Consider the following 17,532-nt stretch of genomic DNA (forward strand, 5'->3'; position numbering starts at 1 on the left):
ACAAATTCGCAGAGTGGAAGTAGAACCATGGCAGGCAGCGTCAATAAGGTCATCCTTGTCGGCAATCTCGGACGCGATCCGGACATCCGGAGCATGCAGGACGGAAACAAGGTCGTGAACCTCTCCGTTGCAACCTCGGAGTCCTGGCGCGATCGCAATAGCGGTGAGCGCAAGGAAAAGACTGAGTGGCATCGTGTTGTGATCTTCAATGAGAATCTCGCGAAGGTCGCTGAACAATACCTTCGCAAAGGTTCGAAAATCTATGTTGAGGGTCAGTTGCAGACCCGAAAATGGACCGACCAGTCAGGTCAGGAGAAATACAGCACAGAGATTGTGCTTCAGCGCTTCCGTGGCGAGTTGCAGATGCTCGATGGCCGCAATGAAGGCGGCGGACAGGGCGGAGGTGGCCAGGGCGGCGGCTATGGCGGCGACGATGGCTATAATCAGGGCGGCGGTTACGGCGGCAGTTCTGGTGGTGGTAACCAGGGTGGTGGCTATGGCGGCGGGGGCAGCGGTCCAGCTCCTGTCGGCGGCCCGGGCGATCTTGACGACGAAATTCCGTTCTAGGTTCGGCTGTTCGTTTTAGAGCCAACTGACCGACTATGTTGATTGTGTGTCGAGGCGTGTGATTGAAACCGCACGCCTCGACTAATGTGAATATTTGGTTTTTATCTGGTACCGATTGCGGCGAAGGAAAACGGGCGACTTGATTTGTTGCCGCTAGAGTCTCCAGTTAACGCCGTGGCGCCGTTTTTGTTCGAGAACGGAAATACGACTTTATCTAATGTATTTTGATCGTCACTTCCGAAGGACGTTTGAGATCCAACGATAGCCAGAGTGACGTCGAAGTCATCATTGCAGTTAATTTGAAATTCTCCAGTGCTCTTCTTGGTTGTTGAAAACTCTCCGCTGTCACTCAAAACTTCTCCAGCTTTCTCATTTACGCCCCAGGCCGTTTCTGTCGGTATGAGAAACCCCTTATGAATAATTTTATTGCGGCGAAGAACGATCTATCGATGTGTTTTGCGTTAAATGAATCGCCTATATGGATTTTTAACTCTTAGGCCCTTTAAAGGCGTCAGATCCGATCCGAAACATCTGTGATCTTCGTAGTTCCTCGCTGGACATCGATTTCCGTAACGGCATCATAGAGTCTGTCAAGCGGAGCGGTTAAATGAGTGAGCACCTTGAAGCCAATAAGCAAAAGTGGAACGAACTGGCGGAGGTGAATTTCCGCTCGCCCGGTAGCGATTACGATGTTCAGTCCTTCATTGCGGCCGCTGACGGCGTGGAGGGGCTCAATAAAACGGAACGCAAGGAGCTTGGGTCCGTCGAAGGTTTAGACATCCTCCACCTCCAGTGTCACTTCGGAAAAGACACTATCCGGTTGAAGCGTTCTGGCGCTCGGAGCGCTACTGGTTTGGATTTTTCACCGGTGGCAATCAAGCATGCACGTGCCTTGGCTGTAGCGACCGATACAGACGTAACCTTCGTCGAGGGTAATCTTTACGACGCTCCCAAGCTTATCGATGGTGTGTTTGACCTCGTTTACGTCACCTGGGGTACGATCTGCTGGCTGCCCGACATCGAGGGCTGGGCGCGTGTGATTGCGCATTTTGTAAAACCCGGTGGCCGGTTCTATTTTTTGGACCAGCATCCGGTTGTGCTGAGTTTCGATGATCATGCGCCGGCACCGCATGAGCCGGTCTATGATTATTTTCATAAGCCGGATCCAATAGCTATCGACGATACCAGCGTATATTCGGACGAGAACGCGACCTTGAAGACGATGCGGTCCTATGAATGGACCCATCCGGTCGGCGAAGTCGTGACCGCTTTAGTCGATGCCGGGTTGCGGATTGAGTACCTGCATGAGTTCGATACGGTGACCTGGAAGGCGCTGGCTTTCATGGAGCTGTGCGATGATGGTCTGTACCGTTTGCCCGAGGGTATGCCACGGCTTCCGATGAGTTATTCAATATCGGCTCGCAAGCCATTGTAATAAAGAGACAATTAAGCACGAAAAAAACACCGTAAAGATTGTTCCTTCGTTACCGTTCTGTTATAAATCCAAGGACTCTGAAGGTCCTGGCGGAGGGCTGACGTTTAAACGGATACCACCGCCGTCGATACGGACGTAACCAACCGGAAATCGCGTGAATTGACCTCATCCGAATCCTCCTCATTCGACATTTCGCCTGTCTCGATCGAAGACGAAATGAAGCGCTCCTATCTCGATTACGCGATGAGCGTGATCGTGTCCCGGGCGCTCCCCGATGTGCGTGACGGCCTGAAGCCGGTTCACCGTCGTATTCTCTACGCCATGAAGGAAGGTGGATACGACTGGTCCAAGCCCTACCGTAAATCGGCTAATATTGTCGGTGCGGTCATGGGGCAATATCACCCGCACGGCGACAGCGCGATTTACGACGCCATGGTCCGCATGGCGCAGGAATTCTCCATGCGCCTGCCGCTGGTCGATGGCCAGGGTAACTTCGGCTCGATGGATGGCGATCCGGCCGCGGCAATGCGGTATACAGAAGCACGCCTCGCGAAATCTGCTGAAGGCCTGCTCCGCGACATCGACAAGGATACGGTCGACTACGTTGCCAACTATGACGAGACGACGACCGAACCTAGTGTCCTGCCTGCCGAATATCCAAATCTGTTGGTGAACGGCGCCGGCGGTATCGCCGTCGGCATGGCCACGAACATCCCGCCGCATAACCTTGGCGAGGTTATCGACGCATGCTGCGCCTATGTGGACAATCCTGGTATCACCATCGATGAACTGATCGAGATCGTGCCGGGGCCGGATTTCCCGACCGGGGCCATGATTCTCGGCAAAAACGGCATCCGTGACGCTTATCACACCGGGCGTGGCTCAGTGATGATGAGGTCCAAGGCGGATATCCAGGAAATCCGGAAGGACCGACACGCCATTGTCGTCAGCGAGATCCCTTATCAGGTGAATAAATCTCGCCTGATGGAGCGAATCGCCGAACTTGTGCGCGAGAAAACCATCGAAGGCATTGCCGAATTACGGGACGAGAGCGATCGTGACGGCGTGCGCGTGGTTGTTGAACTCAAGCGCGATGCAGTGCCGGACGTGGTATTGAGCCAGCTTTACCGTTTCACCCCGTTGCAGACCAGCTTCGGCGTCAACATGCTGGCACTCAATGGCGGCAAGCCGGAACAGATGAACCTGCGCGACGTGATCGTCGCCTTTATCGCTTTCCGCGAAGTTGTTATTACCCGACGGACCCGATTCCTGCTGCGCAAGGCGCGGGACCGGGCGCACGTTTTAGCCGGCCTGCTGGTTGCCGTTAACAATATCGACGAAGTTATCCGGGTCATCCGTGGCTCCCGCGATGCGGCCGACGCCCGAGAAAAGCTGATGGGCCGCGATTGGCCTGCCGAAGATGTAGCGGAGTTCATCGGCATCATCGACGATCCTGGGCACCGCGTCGTTGACGGAAAATACCGTCTCTCCGACGCCCAGGTCCGGGCCATTCTGGAATTGCGCCTGCAGCGCCTGACCGGAATGGAACGCGACAAACTTATCGAGGAGACCAAGGAGCTCGCGTCCAAGATCGCCGAGTATCTTGAAATCCTGCAGTCGCGCCCTCGGATGTTGGAAGTGCTGCGCGCCGAACTGGTCGCTGCCAAGGAAGCTTACGCCACACCGCGCCGGACCGAGCTTATCGATGCCGAGTTCGAGCACGACATGGAAGACCTGATCCAGCGCGAGGATATGGTCGTCACGGTCAGCCATAACGGTTACATCAAGCGTGTGCCGCTTTCGACCTACCGGGCCCAGAAGCGTGGCGGCAAAGGCCGATCCGGTATGGCCACACGGGACGAGGATTTCGTAAGCCGGCTGTTCGTTGCCAACACCCACACGCCGATTCTGTTCTTCACCTCGCGCGGCATGGTCTACCAGATGAAGACCTACCGGCTGCCGATCGGCACGCCGCAATCGCGTGGCAAGGCCTTGGTCAACCTGCTGCCGCTTGAGCAGGGCGAGTGGATCCAGACCATCATGCCGATGCCTGCGGAAGAGGAAGAATGGGCGGACATGCATATCATGTTCGCGACCTCTGCCGGCACAGTCCGCCGTAACTCGCTGTCAGATTTCACCAATATCAAGCGCAACGGCAAAATTGCTATGCGTTTGGATGAGAATGACCGCCTGATCAACGTACAGCCTTGCATGGAAGCCGATGATGTCTTCCTCACGACGCGGGACGGCAAGGCGATTCGTTTCCGGGCAACTGACGTGCGGCTGTTCCGTGGCCGCGATTCGCTTGGTGTCCGCGGTATCCGGCTAGGAGTTGGTGATGAAGTCGTTTCCATGTCGATCCTGCACCATGTCGATTATCAGGACATTCCGGGCTCCGACGAACTCGAGCGCGATGTTTATCTGAAGCTTGCCGGACAGTTGCGTCGGGCGACGGGAGAAGGCGACGAGGATAGCGACGCTCCGGCGACCGGCTCCCTGACGCCGGAACGATTCGCCCAGCTCGGAGCGGAGGAGGAATTCATCCTCACGCTGACTGAAAGCGGGCTTGGCAAGCGGACATCAGCCCATGAATACCGGATCACCAACCGGGGCGGGCAGGGTATTGCCAATATGGAGCTCACCAAGCGCAGCGGCGGTGTTGTTGCCGCGTTCCCGGTAGCCGATAACGATCAAATCATGCTTGTGACCGACGGCGGACAGGTGATTCGCTGTGCGGTCGGTGAAATCAGCATCACTGGGCGCAGAACCCAGGGTGTCTGGATCTTCCGAGTCGATGAAGGCGAGAAAGTCGTATCCGTGGGCTTGGCCGGCGATGAAAACGGAGACGATGTGGAAGGTGAGGATGAAATAGGCAGAGACGAAGGCGGCAACGGAGACACCGCCGAGAGCTAACGGGGGACTTGGAGACATGAGGATTGGGGTTTATCCGGGCACGTTCGATCCGATTACGAACGGGCATCTGGACATCATCCGGCGCGGCAGCAAACTGGTCGACAAGTTGATCGTTGCCGTCGCCCGCAATGCGGGAAAAGGCCCGCTTTTCAGCCTGGATGAGCGGGTTGAGATGGTGCAGGATGAAATCAAGAAACTGAACTTTTCCCGAAAGGATAGTGGCGTTCACGGCGAGATTGTCGTCATGTCTTTCGGCAACCTGTTGATGCATTTCGTTGAACAGAATGGCGCTGCGACAATCATTCGCGGACTGCGTGCCGTCTCGGATTTCGAGTATGAGTTCATGATGGTCGGCATGAATTCGCGTCTCAATGCGGACGTCGAAACGGTGTTTCTGATGGCCTCCGACAGTAACCAATTCATATCGTCTCGTCTGGTAAAGGAGATCGCGAATATGGGCGGTGCCATTGACCAGTTTGTGCCTGAGCGCGTGGTTGCACGGGTTCAGGACAAGTTCCAATAAGCCGGAGAAAAAAACTTTCCGGAAGAGGTTGACCGGACCGCGCTGTTTGCATAGGTTCCGGCTTCCTTTCGGGGGGCGCGTAGCTCAGCTGGTAGAGCATCTGACTTTTAATCAGACGGTCACAGGTTCGAACCCTGTCGCGCTCACCATTCCTCCCGACATATGAATGCTTTGGCTGTTTGCCATAAGACGTAGGCTATCAAGTGCGGCATTGAAGTTATTTGACTGAATGAACACTAGGATGGGTTTGCGTACGTACGCTGAAATGTCGCGTTCATTCCTTTCAAAGCCGCCTGACGCGTTCATTCCAGGTAGATCAAACCAGATCCGGCAAAGTGCCAGCGTGTACTTATCATGAATTAAAATTGTTCAGAATATTGGATAAAATGCGAATCATTTCGGTTAACTAAACCGTACCCCATATGACTTGAAATCCTGATCATATACTCAGAGAATCACCCTTAATTGTACTTACAAAGCATCTGTTTTCCGGAAAAACTAACTTGCTTAGCTTTTTCGAATTATCAGTTAGCTTATATTAGTATTATCACTGCACCGGGAAACGCCGCCGCGGCGTTCTGAACTAGAAGGACGATAGTGTGGGGTTTTTTGACTTCCTCAGTGTCAGGGCCAAAAATAAAAAGCCGGCCAGGCCGACCAAGGCTCAAGGCATCAAGAGTGTCAAAGCCAAGGGGAAGCTTGAGTCCTGCGGTATCATCAAAATCGACAGTTTCAGCTTCGTCGTGAAGGACTACAATTTAAAGGGGTTCATCATTGAACCCTACGATAAGGACATCTTGGTCAAGAGTCAGCGATTCCGCTTCGAGATCGATGTTTCGAAGGGAAATCACAAGATGAAAGGTTCCGCGGAGGCTGTTGTGACCAAGATTGCGGGAAACGCTCTGGCCGCCGCATTCACGATCAAGCCATACGATCACTAGAGAACCGATTGTCTGTTTCTGGTATGTTTCTTACGGCTCGGTTTGGGCTTAAATCGGCAAAACAGCCGGACGCTTTTGCAGTAAGGTAGTCCATCATGGATGAACGTAAGAAACTGCTCCTGATGATGCGGGAGATCCGCAAGAAGATTGACCCCCGGGTGTTGGAACAGGCTCGACAGGCAGCGCTCGCGCAAATGGGACAAAAGCCCGAACCGCCACAGGACAATGAAGCATCCAGGCTGTTCAAGCTGGCGCGCGAGGATAACGGCGCCCACAAGAGTGAAATCCTCTCTTATCTCGAGAGAAAATTTCGCAGCAAGCTGAATTAAAAAACTTATCAGGAAATTTCTGCGACCGCCGATTCCAGCCGTTCATAATCGCCGATATCATTATAAATCTGGGCCGAGAGACGGCACCAAAGCGTGCCGGTCAGTGCATTGATCGGTATTTGGACCCGGAACTCATCGACCAAACGGTTTCGAAGCGTATCGGCTTCTTCCAGAGTAGCCCCAAGGCCGTCGGGAAGGCGCACCATGGCTATTGAGCCTGTAAGTGCCTGTTCGGCACCGCGCTCGGTTTTCCAGGCTTTGGCGAGCATGTCAGCCGCATCGTTCACAAGTGCATGGTTGTGCGCCCGTATTCGCTCCGGGCCGTGGGCGTCCATGAAACTCAGAACGCTCGACATGCAAAGCATGCTGGATGCATCGCGGGTCCCGACATAGTCGAACTCCGCTATATATCCTTCTTCATACCAATGAGAGATTGCCAGCGGGTGCATGCCGTCGCGACGGGACTCCGAGCTCCAAAGAAACCCGCATCCTTTCGGCGCGAACATCCATTTATGGCAATTCCCGGTGTACCAGTCACAGGGGATTTTGGAGATATCCAGGTCGAGCATTCCGGGCGCGTGGGCACCGTCGACCAAAACCAAAGCTCCTGCCTCACGCGCTGCTGCTGCCATTTCGGCGACCGGCATCACCAAGGCGGTCGGCGACGTAACATGATCGATGATAACCAGCGCTGGAGCCGGGGTAAGCGCAGCCTTGAACGTCGTGAGAATTTCATCTGCTGACAAGGCAGGAAAAGGGAGTGCGACATCCCGCAGTGTCCAGCCATTGCGCTTGCTGATATGCCGGGCTGTGTTTCTGACTGCGCCATAGGTCTGGTCGGTGAGGAGAATCTCTGAGCCCGCTGACAGATCGAGTTCGCGCAGGACAGCATTCACGGCCTGGGTCACATTCTCGACCAGAACTACTCCATCCGCTTCGACACCTAGCCTCGGAGCCAGCGCTTCGGCGGCAGCTCGCATCGCAGGTTTATACTCGCGTCGCATGAACCGGCTCGGTTCAAGCTCCAGACGATCCTGCCAAACCCGCTGGGCGGCAAGCACGGAAACAGGCGTGGCCCCATAGGAGCCGTGGTTTAAGTGAGCGTAATCCCGCTCCAGCACGAAGTCGGAGCGGACCAGTTTGCCGAATCCAGCAAAAGCGTCGTTCGGGTGTAGAGATGTATCCATGAAACTCACTCTGATATGGTCCGCGCCAGAATTGCACCACCAAACAATGGCATGACCAAAGATGGGGCGAAAGAACATGTTCGAAGGCTTCGAGAAACGTCGGATAACGACCTCCGGAACAGAGATCGAATTGGTGGTTGGTGGCAGCGGCCCCGGACTCCTCCTGTTGCACGGCTATCCGCAAACCCATGTCATCTGGCACAAGGTTGCGCCGGTTCTGGCGGAGCATTTCACTGTCGTGGCAACAGATCTGCGCGGTTACGGGGACAGCGGAAAACCGGCGACTGATGCGGCGCATACTCCTTACTCCAAACGGGAGATGGCACGGGATCAGGCTGAAGTAATGTCCTCACTAGGGATCGAGAAATTTGCTGTGGTCGGGCACGACCGGGGCGCGCGTGTCGGCCATCGCCTGGCCCGAGATCATCGGGAGCGTGTGACTCACCTCTGCACACTCGATATCTGCCCCACACTGGATATGTACGAGACGACAGATATGGCCTTCGCGGCGGCATATTATCACTGGTTCTTCCTGATCCAGCCTGCCGACTATCCGGAACGCATGATCGGACAGGATCCGGATTTCTACCTTGATAAGAAACTTAAATTCCTGGCCGACGGTACCGCGATAACGCCGGAAGCAATGGCCGAGTACAAACGCTGCTTCGCCATGCAGGAGACTATCCACGCCACCTGTGAGGATTATCGTGCCGGTGCCACCATCGATCTGGAGCATGATCGTGCCGACCGCGAGCACTTGCTCGACATTCCGATCCATGCGCTGTGGGGGGAGAAAGGGATCATCGGGCGGCTCTACGAGCCGTTGGCTGTCTGGCAGCGCTATACCACCGGTGCGGTAACCGGAAGCGTCGTCCCGTCGGGGCATTATATCCCCGAAGAAGTGCCAGGTCGGCTCCTGGAAGAACTCAAAGGGTTCCTGAGCATCGAGTAGACCGTTTGCGTCCCGGTATTTTGTGCCTATATGGTCAGGCTGGGGCATCGAACATCAGGCGGCAATCCAAATGACCAAAGAGAAAAACCCGGGCGTCGTCCGGCCAACAGTTTTTGGCCGTCTACGTGCCTATATGTTCGCGGGCATTCTGATTACAGCGCCTATCGGTATTACTTTGTATCTGACCTGGGTCATCGTCCATTTCATCGATAACCAGGTGATGCCACTGATCCCGCAACGCTATAATCCTGAGAACTTCCTGCCATTCTCCGTTCCAGGCATCGGCCTGATCGTTATGCTGATCACTTTGACCCTGATCGGCTGGCTGACGGCTGGCATTCTCGGTCGCTGGATGATCCGGTTCAGTGAGCATCTGCTGGCGCGAATGCCCGTGGTTCGAAATGTTTACAGCGCGATCAAGCAGATCATGGAAACCGTGATGGCGCAGCAATCGAACGCTTTCCGGGAAGTGGTCCTGATCGAATATCCGCGTCGGGGTATCTGGGCGGTCGGTTTTATCACTGGCGGCACCGTTGGCGAGGTGCAGCATGTTACAGACGAAACAATGGTGAATGTTTTCCTGCCGACCACTCCTAACCCGACATCAGGATTCCTGTTGTTCCTTCCGAACCGGGATGTTTATCGCCTCTCCATGACCGTGGAAGAGGGGATCAAGATGGTGATCTCCGCAGGAATCGTCACACCGCCGGATCGCCGCCCGATGGAAGAACAGGCGAAGCCTGTTATTCATGTCGAGACATCTGACTAATTCTGTCCATTAAACGTCACAAATGAATGGTTCGTTATGCAGCGTAAGCTTGTTTCTTCCGGCTCTTATCTTGAGCCGATCATCGGTTTTAGCAGAGCTGTCCGTGTCGGAGATTTCATTTCGGTTGCCGGAACAGCGCCGATTGGGATCGATGGAAAGACTGATGGAGTCGGTGACGTCTACAGACAGACCGTGCGCTGCCTTGAAATAGTGAAGGCCGCCATAGAAGACGCCGGTGGCTCGATTGAGGATGTAATCCGGACTCGCATCCTTGTGACGGACGCAAAAACCTGGGAAGAGGCGGCCCGGGCACATGGAGAGGTCTTCGCTGACATACGCCCGGCCTGTACCGTTATGGAAGTCCCCGGGTTCGTCGATCCGGACTGGCTCGTGGAGATAGAGGCGGAAGCGATCTGCCAGGCAGAAGACTAGCCTCCGCGTAAATACCGGATAGCCGCGTCTCGTTCGAAAAGGTAGAGCAGCACCCGAAGTGACTCGCCGCGCTCTCCCTTCAGATCTGGATCGTTGTTCAGCACGAGTCGGGCATCGTCACGGGCGGCGGCGAGCAGTTCACTGTGTGCGGCAAGATCGGCCAGCCTGAATGTTGGCAGGCCACTTTGTTTTGTGCCGAGGATTTCGCCGGCGCCGCGCAGCTTCAGATCCTCTTCGGCAATGCGAAATCCATCCTCGGTATCACGCATCACGGCCAGCCGGGCACGGCCGGCTTCAGAGATCGGGGAGCCGAAGAGCAGTAGACAGGTGGAGGCCGCGCTCCCCCGGCCAACCCGGCCGCGCAGCTGGTGCAGCTGTGCCAGCCCGAAGCGCTCCGCATGCTCGATCACGATGACCGTCGCGGCGGGCACATCGACTCCGACCTCGATCACCGTGGTGGCGACCAGGATATCCAGCGGACCGTTCTTGAACTGGTCCATCACCGCGTCTTTTTCCGCCGCTTTCATCTTGCCATGAACGAGGCCGACGCGGTCTGGGTAGAGCCGACTCAGGTGTTGGAACCGCTCTTCGGCGGCGGCAACATCCAGTTTTTCGGATTCCTCTACCAATGGGCAGACCCAATAGGCCTTGTCGCCTGACGCTGCTTTACGGCCAACGGCCTCGGCGACCTCGGCAAGGCGATTGAGAGGAATGGTCCGCGTGTCGATCGGCTGACGCCCCGGAGGCTTTTCATTGAGCCGAGAGACGTCAAGATCGCCATAGGCTGTCATGGTCAATGTCCGGGGGATCGGTGTCGCCGTCATCACCAGCGTATCGACTGCGAGGCCTTTTTCGCTAAGGCTCATGCGCTGATGCACGCCGAACCGGTGTTGCTCGTCGATCACGGCCAGTGCCAGGTCCTTGAAGACCACGCTTTCCTGAAATAGCGCATGGGTTCCGACGGCAATATCGACCGTGCCCTCGGCGATCTCTGTGACCAGCTTTTCCCGGGCCTTGCCTTTGTCCCGGCCCGTCAGCACTGCGATCCGCACCCCGGCTGCTTCCGCCAGCGGCTGCATGGAGGCAAAATGCTGCCGTGCCAGAATCTCCGTCGGTGCCATCAGGGCGGCTTGAGCGCCGCACTCGACCGCATTCAACATAGCCAGAAGCGCGACAACTGTCTTGCCACTGCCGACATCGCCCTGGATCATCCGCAACATGCGTTCTGGCGCTGTCATGTCCCGATATATATCGGTCAGTGCCGTCGCCTGTGCCGTTGTCAGCGTGAAGGGCAGGGATTGCTCGGCGGTCCGGCGGAGCTGGCCATCACCGGTCAGCGCACGTCCCTTCTGGCGCTTCTGGTGCGCCCGAACGAGCGCCAGCGCCAACTGATTTGCCAGCAGCTCGTCATAGGCAAGGCGGCGTCTCGGCTGAGCGTGCGGATCGATATCCTCAAGCGAGCCTGGCGCATGGGCCGCCAACAGTGCCTCTCGCCAGGCCGGAAACTGTTGTACGGCCAGAAATGGCTTGTTGCCCCATTCTGGCAATTCCGGAACGCCTGCAAGTCCAGCCGTGATGGCTTTGCGCAGGGTTTTCTGGGTCAGGCCGCCTGTTAGCGGATAAGTCGGCTCGACCTGCATGATGCTCTGAGCATCATCCGCCGGCACCATGTGATCCGGATGTGTCATCTGCGCACGGCCATTGAAATGCTCGACCTTGCCGCTGACGGCACAGCGTGTGCCGACGGGAAGCATTTGGGCCACATAGTCCGGTTTGGCATTAAAAAAGATGATATCGAGCTGACCGCTCTCGTCCTCGGCCAGCACACGGTACGGCTGCTTGCGGCTGCGTCCCGGTCGGTGCTCTATGACATTGATGATCAAGGTTGCGATGACATCATCCGGCGCGTCGGCAACCTGGGGATTGAAGCGGCGGTCGATAATGCCGCTTGGCAGATGCCAAAGCAGATCCAGCACCGCGCGCCCGGCCAAGGTCTCCAGCAATTTCGCGATACGCGGACCCACGCCGGGAAGGCGGGTCGTATCGGCAAAAAGGGAGTAGAGAATTTCCGGTCGCAAATTACTCGCCGATGCTATTAAGGGCGCGGCTTGGAGCCGCTGGCCTCTGTTCCGGGGGCTGACATGCCAGGACTTCGATTTATATCCTAGCGCAACGCGTTGACAAACAAGGAGTGCGCCGAATGACCGGTCTCGACGAGAGGCGGAAGAAGCTGATCTACCGCAGCGCCTACACCGGCACCAAGGAAACCGATCTTTTGCTCGGCGCCTTTGCCCGCGCCCATATTGCGGATCTTGATGAAGAAGGGCTCGACACGTATGAAACCCTTCTCGAAATTCCCGACCCACGGCTCTACAAGTGGATTACCGGCCAGGAAGAAGCGCCGGAGGAATATGAAACGCCTATCCTCGATATGATTCGCAACTTCAAACTTGTTGAATAGTCTTTTGATTTATAACAAATCTGTCCTTGCGGATGCAGGGTCCGCCGCCTTTTCATCCGTGCCCGAAGGCCATGACGCGCGTGTCCTGCTGGAAGTGGCCGATGCCCATGGCGGTGTTGTGCATGTGGCACGGGACGACTCACGTCTTGCCGTCCTACGCCAGTCACTTGGCTTCTTTGCGCCGGAACAGACGGTCCTGAGCATGCCCGCCTGGGATTGCCTGCCCTATGACCGCGTTTCCCCGCATGGCGATTTGATAAGCCAGCGGGTAGAGACACTTGCGCGGCTTGCCTCAACAGGGCTTTCCGGCGGCGCCGTGATGTTAACGACGGTGAATGCCTTGCTGCAGCGTGTTCCTTCACGCAGCTTTTTCACCGACGTGGGCCTTGCCCTGAAGCCTGGTGACAGCAAGCCGGTTGAGGATATCGCCCGGTTTTTCGAGGCAAATGGTTACACCCGTGCGGCGACGGTTCGGGAGGCTGGGGAATACGCGGTGCGCGGCGGCATTATCGACGTCTTCCCGCCAGGTGCGGAAGAGCCGTTGCGGCTCGATTTCTTCGGGGACGAGCTCGAAACAATCCGCTCCTTCGACCCCGTCAGCCAGCGTACGACTGGTAAACTGGACTCCTTCGAAATTTTCCCTGTTGGAGAGTTCCGCCTCGACGAAGAAGGCATCAAACGCTTTCGCTCCGGCTATCGGACCCATTTTGGTGGGGAAATTTCCAAGGACCCACTCTACGAGGCAGTCAGCGAAGGGAGACGCCATGTCGGCATGGAGCACTGGCTTTCGCTGTTCCATGAGGATTTGGAGACCCTGATCGATTATACGGGCTCGGCGCCGGTGACGTTCGACTATCAGGTCGACGCGGCTATGAGCGCGCGTTTCGATCTGATCCAGGAATACTACGAAGCTCGCAAAAGCCTCTATGTTCGCGGCACGCCTGACGGCGGCAGTGTCTATCGGCCGTTACCGCCGGACAGTCTCTATCTCAACGAACGCGACTGGCAGAGTCTTGAACAATCCCTGCCAAGGGCGCGCTTCACCCCATTCGATCTGCCCGAGAGTGGTGCCGACGGCGCCACGGTTTTAGATTGCGGCGGACATGGCGGTGTCGGTTTTGCCGAGGCGCGGGCCCGGCCGGACATAGATCTCTATGCCGCCGTGCGTGACCGAATTCTGGACGAGCCGGAAGATCGACGGGTATTGGTTGCCGGATACACTAGCGGCTCTCGGGATCGGCTGGTTTCTCTGTTGCATGAGCACGGGCTGGAGCGTTTGCAGCCAGTCGGGTCATGGGAAGAAGTAGGCAAGCTTCCGAAAGGCACAGCCGCTGCCATTGTACTCCCGATTGAGCAGGGGTTTGCCAGCGACGACCTACTCTGCATCGCTGAGCAGGATATCCTCGGGGAGCGTTTGGCCCGGCCATCAATTCGGCGCGGACGCCGGGGCGAGGAATTTCTTCAGGAAGTCTCCGCCCTGAACGAGGGCGATTATGTCGTTCATGTGGAACACGGCATCGGCCAGTATGACGGACTGGAGACCCTCGAGATCGGCGGCGCGCCGCATGATTGCCTGCGGCTTCTCTATCTCGGTGGCGACAAGCTGTTCGTCCCGGTTGAAAGCATTGATGTGCTGTCCCGCTACGGCTCTCAGGAGTCAGGTGGGCAACTGGATAAACTTGGCGGTGCCGCCTGGCAGGCCCGGAAGGCCAGGGTCAAAAAACGTCTACGCGACATGGCGGAACAGCTGATTCGGCTTGCCGCTGAGCGCGAAGTGCGAGAGACCGACCCAGTTCCGACGCCAACCGGCGCCTATGACGAGTTCTGTGCCAAATTCTCCTATACCGAAACGGACGACCAGCTTCGCGCCATTGAGGAAACACTGAATGATCTGAACAAGGGACGCCCCATGGACCGGTTGGTCTGTGGCGATGTCGGCTTCGGCAAGACTGAAGTGGCTTTGCGCGCCGCCATGGTGGTTGCGATGCAAGGCTATCAGGTTGCCGTCGTGGTGCCGACAACGCTGTTGGCCCGCCAGCATTTCAGCCAGTTCGTAGAGCGGTTCAAGGGCCTGCCGGTCAAGGTGCGGCAGCTCTCTCGCATGGTGCCAGCCAAGGACCAGACAGCGATCAAGGAAGAACTGGCGAATGGCGATTGCAGTATCGTCGTTGGCACTCATGCCGTGTTGGCGAAAAGTATTCGCTTCTCCAATCTTGGCATGGTGATTGTCGACGAGGAGCAGCATTTCGGTGTCGCTCAGAAGGAGCGCCTGAAGGAACTGCGTTCGGCCATCCACGTGCTAACTCTGACCGCGACGCCTATCCCACGGACGCTGCAGATGGCGTTGAGCGGGGTCCGGCAGATGAGCCTGATCACCACGCCGCCGGTCGACCGCCTGGCCGTCCGCACCTTCGTCATGCCTTATGACGGGTTGGTCATCCGTGAAGCCATAATGCGCGAGCATTATCGTGGCGGTCAGACCTTCTATGTTTGCCCGCGCCTCGACGATCTGCCGCGCATGCATGACCGGCTGACCCAGTTGGTACCGGAAGTTCGCATCGCCACAGCACATGGCCGGATGAGTCCGACTGAGCTTGAGAACGTGATGACCAAGTTCTGCGACGGAGCCTACGATATCCTGCTCAGCACCAATATTGTTGAGTCCGGTCTCGATATTCCGAACGCAAACACCATCATCATCCACCGTTCCGACATGTTCGGTCTGGCACAGCTCTATCAGCTGCGTGGCCGGGTTGGACGTTCCAAGACCAGAGCCTATGCCTATCTCACCACGCACCCGACCAAGGTCCTGACGGCGGACGCCAAGCGTCGGCTTGAGGTGATGCAGACCCTCGATAGTCTCGGCGCCGGCTTCAGTCTTGCCAGCCACGACATGGATATCCGTGGCGCCGGTAACCTGCTGGGCGAGGAACAGTCTGGTCAGGTGAAGGAAGTCGGCATCGAGCTTTACCAGCATCTGCTGCAGGAAGCTGTTCAGGCGGCACGGGAAGGGGGCTTCGAGAGCATGGAGCCGGAGGAGCAGTGGACCCCGCAGATCTCCCTCGGCACGCCGGTTCTCATCCCGGAAAACTATGTCCAGGACCTAACGGTCCGGCTCAGCCTCTATCGCCGGATCGCCAATTTGGTGGACGAGGCGGAGATCGACAGCTTTGCGGCCGAGCTGGCGGATCGATTCGGCACCTTGCCGCCGGAAGTCGAGAATCTTCTGAAGATCATCGCCATCAAGCAGCTTTGCAAACTGGCCGGGGTCGAGCGAGTGGATGCAGGGCCAAAGGGTGCCGTTCTTACCTTCCGGAACAACGATTTTTCCAATCCACGCGGGCTTGTCGGCTTTATTGCGAAGCAGGCTGGCTCTGTTCAGCTCAGGCCGGACCACAAACTGGTTTATCGCCGGGCATGGGAGCAGAAGGACGTGCGGGTGCGGGGTCTAACCGGACTGATGCAAGAGCTGGTGGCAATTGCCTCCCAGGGCGGATGAGGGGAAGCCTTTCTGAGAGAGAACTAATGCGCGGCCGGACGGTACGTTAGCCTTTCCGCGTTATCGAGATGGTGGAGAGCATTGATGCTGGACAAACCGTTGCGCCTTCCCTGCGGCGCGGTTCTGAAGAACCGTATCGCCAAAGCTGCCATGTCCGACGATCTCGGCGATGGCCGAGGCGCGCCGACTGATGCACAGCAGCATCTTTACGGGCTTTGGGCCGGCGGCGGCGCTGCGATGTCTTTGGTCGGCGAGGTGCAAATCGCCCCATGGGCGCCCGAAAATTATGGGAACCTCGTTGTTGAGCCTCTAAGCGCCCCGGAGCGCTTCCGCGCCTTGTCAGACGCTGCAACCATCAACGATAGCCATTTCTGGGCTCAGCTTGGCCATGCCGGCGCGCTGGCGGTGCCGGTTTCCGGTCCGGCGAAAGCGCCATCGGCGCTCGATGTATCGGGGATTCATGCCGTTGAAATGACGGCTACAGAGGTAAGGGCACTGCCTGCTGCCTATGCAAAAGCGGCTCTTAATGCCAGATCTGTCGGTTTTACCGGCGTTGAAATTCATGCGGCCCACGGCTTTCTGCTCAACCAGTTTCTGTCCCCACTATTCAACCGCAGAAACGACGATTGGGGCGGCAGTCATGAACGGCGCGCACGGCTTTTGCTCGATATCATTGCGTCGGTACGAACCGCTGTCGGTCCCGGTTTCCCTGTCGCCGTCAAGATCAACGCAACCGATCAGCTTGCGGGCGGTATCGAGGAAACGGAGGCACTTGACCTCGTTACGATGCTGGACGAGACGGATATCGATTTGATCGATATCAGCGGCGGTGCCTATTTCCCGGGAGCGGCCGCTGCCAGTGACGGTACCAAAGCCGGTCCCTATTTTCTCGATTTCGCACGGTCGGCACGCGCCCGCACTGGCAAGCCGTTGATGACGGCGGGTGGTTTCAAAAAACGGGCGGAAGCGGAAGAGGCACTATTATCTGGTGCTGTCGATATGATCGGATTGGCTCGGGCTCTGGCGCTTGACCCGAGATTGCCGGGTAAATGGATGAGAAAATCCGGGGATGAAACTGTTTTTCCTCGATTTTCCTCAACGCCGCCAGGTGGCGTCACGGCATGGTATACGCAGCGGCTGCGCCAACTGGGAACACACGGAACGGCAGATGAAGGTGGCTCGGTTGAGGACGCTTTGATACAGGTTAACCGGCGAAAGGCTGCGAATGCCTTGCTCTGGCAGGACCATTTCAGACCGGGCCTATAGGCCGACCGCACTCAGCGTTCTTCAGGCGCAATATCGTCGGTGCGGGCCCCATGAGCGTCGATATCGGCGTGGGTGTTCATAATAAAGTATTACGGCATCGTCAGAGGCCGGCGGATGACCTTGGTCGCAAAGCTCGCAATTTGGCCGGAGTTGAAGCATCCTCAGATCCAATTAATGGTTATGTTGTACCTGATGATCACAATCGCCTGGATCAGACGAAACAGCGAGTGATTACCGATACGACATCGGCCCTCTAAC

General features: G+C 56.9%; 16 protein-coding genes and 1 tRNA gene. 14 read left to right on the forward strand and 3 right to left on the reverse strand.

What is annotated here, in order from left to right; all coding sequences use genetic code 11:
• Positions 1–27 precede the first annotated feature (27 nt).
• Positions 28–567, forward strand: a complete 540-nt coding sequence (gene ssb / locus ABJ076_RS15915) for a single-stranded DNA-binding protein (RefSeq protein WP_348185078.1) — start codon at positions 28–30, stop codon at positions 565–567.
• A gap of 101 nt (positions 568–668) precedes the next feature.
• Here ssb and ABJ076_RS15920 read toward each other — a convergent pair whose 3' ends face one another.
• The gene (locus tag ABJ076_RS15920; RefSeq protein WP_348185080.1) at positions 669–920 is read right to left on the reverse strand and encodes a hypothetical protein; all 252 of its coding nucleotides are present in this window, start codon (positions 918–920) and stop codon (positions 669–671) included.
• A gap of 254 nt (positions 921–1,174) precedes the next feature.
• On the opposite strand from ABJ076_RS15920, the gene ABJ076_RS15925 reads away from it, so the two are divergent.
• The 6 genes from ABJ076_RS15925 to ABJ076_RS15950 all read left to right on the forward strand — a co-directional run bounded on the left by ABJ076_RS15925 (position 1,175) and on the right by ABJ076_RS15950 (position 6,708).
• A complete protein-coding gene (locus ABJ076_RS15925) occupies positions 1,175–2,002 on the forward strand; it encodes a class I SAM-dependent methyltransferase (protein WP_348185082.1) in 828 nt (275 codons plus the stop codon).
• Between the two features lie 159 nt (positions 2,003–2,161).
• Positions 2,162–4,915, forward strand: coding sequence for a DNA gyrase subunit A (gene gyrA / locus ABJ076_RS15930; protein ID WP_348185084.1), 2,754 nt, complete (start codon positions 2,162–2,164; stop codon positions 4,913–4,915).
• A 16-nt stretch (positions 4,916–4,931) separates the two neighbouring features.
• Complete coding sequence (coaD, locus tag ABJ076_RS15935) at positions 4,932–5,438, forward strand: pantetheine-phosphate adenylyltransferase (protein ID WP_348185086.1); 507 nt, start codon at positions 4,932–4,934, stop codon at positions 5,436–5,438.
• Between the two features lie 73 nt (positions 5,439–5,511).
• Positions 5,512–5,587, forward strand: a tRNA-Lys gene (locus tag ABJ076_RS15940).
• Positions 5,588–6,037: 450 nt separating this feature from the next.
• Positions 6,038–6,379 carry a hypothetical protein gene (locus tag ABJ076_RS15945; protein WP_348185088.1) on the forward strand — a complete coding sequence of 114 codons (342 nt, stop codon included), beginning with the start codon at positions 6,038–6,040 and terminating at the stop codon, positions 6,377–6,379.
• Between the two features lie 95 nt (positions 6,380–6,474).
• On the forward strand, positions 6,475–6,708 hold the full coding sequence (locus tag ABJ076_RS15950; protein ID WP_348185090.1) for a hypothetical protein: 234 nt from the start codon (positions 6,475–6,477) through the stop codon (positions 6,706–6,708).
• 8 nt (positions 6,709–6,716) lie between these two features.
• Here ABJ076_RS15950 and ABJ076_RS15955 read toward each other — a convergent pair whose 3' ends face one another.
• On the reverse strand, positions 6,717–7,895 hold the full coding sequence (locus ABJ076_RS15955; RefSeq protein ID WP_348185092.1) for an aminotransferase class V-fold PLP-dependent enzyme: 1,179 nt from the start codon (positions 7,893–7,895) through the stop codon (positions 6,717–6,719).
• A 76-nt stretch (positions 7,896–7,971) separates the two neighbouring features.
• On the opposite strand from ABJ076_RS15955, the gene ABJ076_RS15960 reads away from it, so the two are divergent.
• From ABJ076_RS15960 to ABJ076_RS15970, 3 genes are all read left to right on the forward strand, one after another.
• Positions 7,972–8,847, forward strand: coding sequence for an alpha/beta hydrolase (locus ABJ076_RS15960; RefSeq protein WP_348185094.1), 876 nt, complete (start codon positions 7,972–7,974; stop codon positions 8,845–8,847).
• A 70-nt stretch (positions 8,848–8,917) separates the two neighbouring features.
• Positions 8,918–9,616, forward strand: coding sequence for a DUF502 domain-containing protein (locus tag ABJ076_RS15965; RefSeq protein ID WP_348185096.1), 699 nt, complete (start codon positions 8,918–8,920; stop codon positions 9,614–9,616).
• 36 nt (positions 9,617–9,652) lie between these two features.
• Positions 9,653–10,048, forward strand: a complete 396-nt coding sequence (locus tag ABJ076_RS15970) for a RidA family protein (RefSeq protein ID WP_348185098.1) — start codon at positions 9,653–9,655, stop codon at positions 10,046–10,048.
• Here the strand turns inward: ABJ076_RS15970 and recG are convergent.
• Complete coding sequence (gene recG / locus ABJ076_RS15975; RefSeq protein ID WP_348185100.1) at positions 10,045–12,126, reverse strand: ATP-dependent DNA helicase RecG; 2,082 nt, start codon at positions 12,124–12,126, stop codon at positions 10,045–10,047. The two genes, ABJ076_RS15970 and recG, sit on opposite strands and share 4 nt — an antisense overlap.
• Positions 12,127–12,248: 122 nt before the next feature.
• Here recG and ABJ076_RS15980 point away from each other — a divergent pair, with 122 nt between their 5' ends.
• From ABJ076_RS15980 to ABJ076_RS15995, 4 genes are all read left to right on the forward strand, one after another.
• Positions 12,249–12,509 carry a succinate dehydrogenase assembly factor 2 gene (locus tag ABJ076_RS15980; protein ID WP_348185102.1) on the forward strand — a complete coding sequence of 87 codons (261 nt, stop codon included), beginning with the start codon at positions 12,249–12,251 and terminating at the stop codon, positions 12,507–12,509.
• A 4-nt stretch (positions 12,510–12,513) separates the two neighbouring features.
• Entirely contained in the window at positions 12,514–16,008 is a 3,495-nt protein-coding gene (gene mfd / locus ABJ076_RS15985) for a transcription-repair coupling factor (RefSeq protein WP_348185104.1), read from the forward strand.
• A gap of 84 nt (positions 16,009–16,092) precedes the next feature.
• The gene (locus ABJ076_RS15990) at positions 16,093–17,274 is read left to right on the forward strand and encodes an oxidoreductase (protein ID WP_348185106.1); all 1,182 of its coding nucleotides are present in this window, start codon (positions 16,093–16,095) and stop codon (positions 17,272–17,274) included.
• A gap of 50 nt (positions 17,275–17,324) precedes the next feature.
• The gene (locus tag ABJ076_RS15995; protein WP_348185107.1) at positions 17,325–17,531 is read left to right on the forward strand and encodes a hypothetical protein; all 207 of its coding nucleotides are present in this window, start codon (positions 17,325–17,327) and stop codon (positions 17,529–17,531) included.
• Position 17,532: the final 1 nt, after the last annotated feature.

The sequence above is a fragment of the Nisaea sp. genome (assembly GCF_039990255.1).
Taxonomy (GTDB): Bacteria; Pseudomonadota; Alphaproteobacteria; order Thalassobaculales; family Thalassobaculaceae; genus Nisaea.